This is a genomic window from Vreelandella sp. V005, assembly GCF_052645115.1.
On the sequence record NZ_JBQXYA010000015.1, the window covers coordinates 1 to 4,211 of the forward strand.

Here is a 4,211-nt window from a genome sequence, read left to right on the forward strand (position 1 = left end):
AGTTCTGGATGCCCGCCTGGGACGACGACGACCAGCTCACCCGCGACCCGCACAGCGAAATCTCGCTCATCTACTACCCCAACCGCGACGGGCTGGAAGACCGGGTCTACCGGATCAAGACCGAGCGTAGCGGGGCGAGCACGCCGGAGCCGCGCACCACCCACCAGGTAACTAACCTGGAGATCCTGTCCGAAGAGGGCGACACGGTGGAACTGCGCTTCAACTGGCACACGCTCAACCACCGCTACAAGAAGACCGACAGCTTCTTTGGCACCTGCTTCTACACCCTGGACGTATCGGGTGAGCACCCCCTGATCACAAGAAAAGTCGTGCAGCTGAATAACGACTATATCCATCAGGTTATTGACGTGTATCACGTGTGACCGGGTGGAAGAGGAGAATTAACCATGAGCTATACCATTGCCCTCAACTTCGAAGATGGCGTGACCCGTTTCATTGGCTGTAAGGCGGGGGAAACCGTTCTCGATGCCGCTTATCGGCAAAAAGTGAACCTACCGATGGACTGCTCTGACGGTGTCTGTGGCACCTGCAAAGGCCACTGCGAGCAGGGCGAGTTCGATATGGGTGACGAGTACCTGGAGGATGCGCTCTCTGATGAAGAAGCCGCTGAAGGCCAGGTGCTCACCTGCCAAATGGTGCCCTCTTCGGACTGCGTGATCCAAGTGCCGGTCGCCTCCACGCTGTGTAAAACAGCGGTGGGTAAGGTTGAGGCGACGGTAGCGGCGGTGGAGCAGCTTTCAGAGGATAGCATTGAGCTAGCGGTTGATCTGGACGATGAAGAGGGCCTTGCCTTTCTGCCGGGACAATATATCCATATTGATGTACCCGGCACTGAGGTGCACCGCTCCTACTCTTTCAGCTCACTGCCAGGCGATAAGCGTGCCACCTTTTTGATCCGCAATATTCCCAACGGGGTAATGAGTGGCTACCTAACCGAGCGGGCGGCGGTGGGCGAAAAGCTTACCTTGACCGGCCCGCTGGGCAGCTTCTATCTGCGAGAAGTGAAGCGTCCAGTGCTGATGCTGGCTGGCGGCACAGGGCTGGCTCCGTTCTTGTCTATGTTGGCGCAATTGGTTGAGAAGGGCTGTGATGCGCCGATCCATATGATTTATGGCGTCAATAAAGATGACCACCTGGTTAAAACCGATGTGTTAGATGCCTTCGTCGACAAAATTCCCAGCTTCACCTACACCACCGTGGTGGTCGACGAGGCTAGCGAGCACCCGCGTAAAGGGTATGTAACGCACCACATGGACGCCGAGGTCATGCATGACGGCGATGTGGATGTTTACCTATGTGGCCCGCCCCCCATGGTAGATGCCGTGTTGAAGTACTTCGACGCAGAAGGGATTGAGCCACAAAGTTTTCACTATGAGAAGTTCACCCCCAATGAAGCAGGGAGCGCATCATGACACACCGCTTTCAAGACAAAGTAATGGTGATTACCGGTGCTGCTCAGGGAATTGGGCAGCGAGTTGCTGAGCGCGCAGCCGCGGAAGAGGCACGTCTAGTTTTGGTAGATCGCGCTGATTACATCCATGAAGTGGTGGCTGAAATCCGCCAGCAGGGGTGTGACGTGATCGCGGTACAAGCGGATATGGAGACCTGGGAAGGTGCTGATAAAGTGATGCAGGCGGCGCTCTCTCACTTTGGTCGTATCGATATTCTAGTGAACAACGTAGGTGGTGCGATTAACTTTAAGCCGTTTACCGAGTTCACTGAAGCGCAAATTATCGCAGAGATTAACCGCTCTTTAATGTCCACGCTTTGGTGCTGTCGCGCGGCACTGCCGACGATGGTAGCGCAGAGTAGCGGCGTGATCGTTAATGTTTCTTCTGTGGCGGCGCGGGGCATCCATCGGATCCCTTACTCGGCGGCCAAGGGCGGTGTCAATGCGCTGACCGAGTCGCTGGCCTTCGAATACGCTGATGCTGGCATCCGCGTGGCGGCTGCTGCCATCGGGGGCACCGAAGCACCGCCGCGCCGGATCTCCCGCGGCACGCCCGAACCTCGCAACGATACCGAGCGGGCATGGTTCCAGGCGCATATCGACCAGACCAAGCAGAGTTGCCTGATGAAACGCTACGGCACGCTCGACGAGATGGCCGCGCCAATTCTGTTCCTGGCCTCCGATGAGGCGAGCTACATCACCGGCAGCGTGCTGCCAGTGGGCGGTGGCGACCAGGGCTATTAGCAGATTAACTAAGACAATTCTAAAGAAGTATTAACGATAACGCTAAGTACAGTAATTCCCTGGAGCAAACCGTGAAACATATTGAGAAAGGCGTCAGCCTAAGGTATGCGCCCCGCGATTTCCTGCGTGACCTCAATGTCGAAAATGCCAGTACAGGTGTCGTCGCGGGAATCTTAGGGCTCAGCGTTGGGGTCGTCCACATTAGCGCCGGTACCTCTGCCGGTCTCGACTCCTCTTTTATCATGATTTGGGTCATCAGCTACCTGATGATCAATGGCTTGTTTGGGCTTTTCATGCCTGCCTATTACCGCTTGCCATTGCCAATGGCCAACTCCATTCCCGGCGCATTGATGTTTGCAGCGGTGATTCCTGTGATAGGGCTGGAGGCCGCATTAGGTGCAAGCTTGATTGCGGGGGCTATCACGCTGGTCGCTGGAGTGACCGGGGTGATGGGTATCGTTATGCGTTTGATACCGATGCCGATAGTGATGGGCATGGTGGGCGGTATGTTACTTAGCTTTGGCCTCAACATGGTAAAACCGTTGGAGAGTGCTATTGTGCCAGCCTCTGTTATGATCCTGGCTTTTTTCATCTCCGCACGCCTCTTTCGTAAAATTCCACCGCTAGTTGTTGCGATGCTGGCGGGTATTGTTTACTTGATGGCAACCGGTGTCGATCTGTCCGGTATTGAGGCGACGATCCGTTTTCCCGAGTTCATCGTTCCCGAGTTCACGTTAGGCGCCTTTCTAACCTATGGCTTACCGCTTGCGATCATTTTGGTGGGTATGGAAACACCAGCAGGCGTTGGCTTAGTGAAGGGAATGGGCTACCAAGAGGTGCCTGCTAATGCGATCACTGCGGTGGGCGGCGTCGGCACCATGGTGTCGGCTTTCTTCAACCTGCACAGTACCTGTATTGCCGCACCCATGACCGGTGTATGCGCCTCACCGGAAGCGGGCGCTCATGACAAACGTTGGGTTGCGGCGGTGATTGCCGGGGCTATCTTTGTGGTGGCCGCGCCTTTTTACGGCTATGTAGTTAGTCTACTGGAGGCCACGCCGCGCTACTTTATCGCCATTATCGCCGGGCTGGCACTCATGCGGGTCATCACCTCCTCAATGGCAATCGCCTTTGCAGGCAAAAAGCATGAGATAGGCGCGCTGTTTGCCTTTCTGATTGCTGCATCCGGCATTCAGATTCTCGGCATAGGCGCCACGTTCTGGGCGTTAGTGCTGGGTGTGATGGTGTCGGCTATCTTCGAGACCAAGGACTTTGAGTTCATCTTTACCCGTGAGATAGCCAAAAAGAGCGGCTGATCTCACGCAACAGCTTACGCTTTATAGTCGCTATCCTCCTTGACCCGTGGCTGCTTTGCAGTGCGGGTCTTTTTTTCATCCTGAATCTGGCACTCCCTTTATCCTTTTGTCGCAAGCTGAAATCAATGGTGACTCCTTTGGAGCGAGTCAGGTGAGTGTTATGCCTCACAAAAACCACTATATCGGTTTAAAGGTTAAGTTAATGAAGAGTCTGAGTGAGTGTTATTAGCAGGCTTGGTACTAATGTTTGATGTTTTTGTTTTTAAAATAAAAGGTTAGCTATTTTTTACTGATTTTAATTAAGCCATGAATATTCAACATAACGCTTCTCTGAGATACCTACCAAGTATGGAAAGGAACTCAAACGATATTGGTCTGGAAGTCACAGCATGGTCGATATTAGTGACGAACATAACAACAACTGTCGTCTTTAGGCCCTTGATAGGCGTACTTGCTCTCCAAAATGTACTACCACTATCGCCGGGCTCCAAGACAACAAGAAAACCAACGATAGGGTTTCACCATGACCGTGAAGATATTCGATACTCCCGATGTTCAAGACTTCATCAAAACCGTCGCCGGCTTTGACCAGTCAGGCGGTAACGACCGCGCCAAGCAGATCGTGCACCGCCTAGTCGGCGACCTATTCAAGCTGATCGATGACTTCGACGTCACCGAGG

4 protein-coding genes are annotated in these 4,211 nt (G+C 53.9%); all 4 read left to right on the plus strand.

The window, feature by feature from the left end; all coding sequences use genetic code 11:
* On the plus strand, window positions 1-383 hold a 383-nt coding region (locus tag ACUN8H_RS18675; protein WP_445533537.1), incomplete at its 5' end, for an aromatic-ring-hydroxylating dioxygenase subunit beta.
* Between the two features lie 24 nt (window positions 384-407).
* Window positions 408-1,433: a benzoate 1,2-dioxygenase electron transfer component BenC gene (gene benC, locus ACUN8H_RS18680; RefSeq protein ID WP_445533538.1), complete on the plus strand. Its 1,026-nt coding sequence runs from the start codon at window positions 408-410 to the stop codon at window positions 1,431-1,433.
* Window positions 1,430-2,215 carry a benzoate diol dehydrogenase BenD gene (benD, locus tag ACUN8H_RS18685; RefSeq protein WP_445533539.1) on the plus strand — a complete coding sequence of 262 codons (786 nt, stop codon included), beginning with the start codon at window positions 1,430-1,432 and terminating at the stop codon, window positions 2,213-2,215. The genes benC and benD overlap by 4 nt, the downstream gene beginning before the upstream one ends.
* Before the next feature lie 71 nt (window positions 2,216-2,286).
* Window positions 2,287-3,531: a benzoate/H(+) symporter BenE family transporter gene (locus ACUN8H_RS18690; protein WP_445533540.1), complete on the plus strand. Its 1,245-nt coding sequence runs from the start codon at window positions 2,287-2,289 to the stop codon at window positions 3,529-3,531.
* Window positions 3,532-4,211 lie beyond the last annotated feature (680 nt).

Coding starts and splice junctions, on each gene's coding strand:
- benC (WP_445533538.1), top strand. CDS start 408: ATGAGCTATACCATTGCCCTCAACTTCGAAGATGGCGTGACCCGTTTC.
- benD (WP_445533539.1), top strand. CDS start 1,430: ATGACACACCGCTTTCAAGACAAAGTAATGGTGATTACCGGTGCTGCT.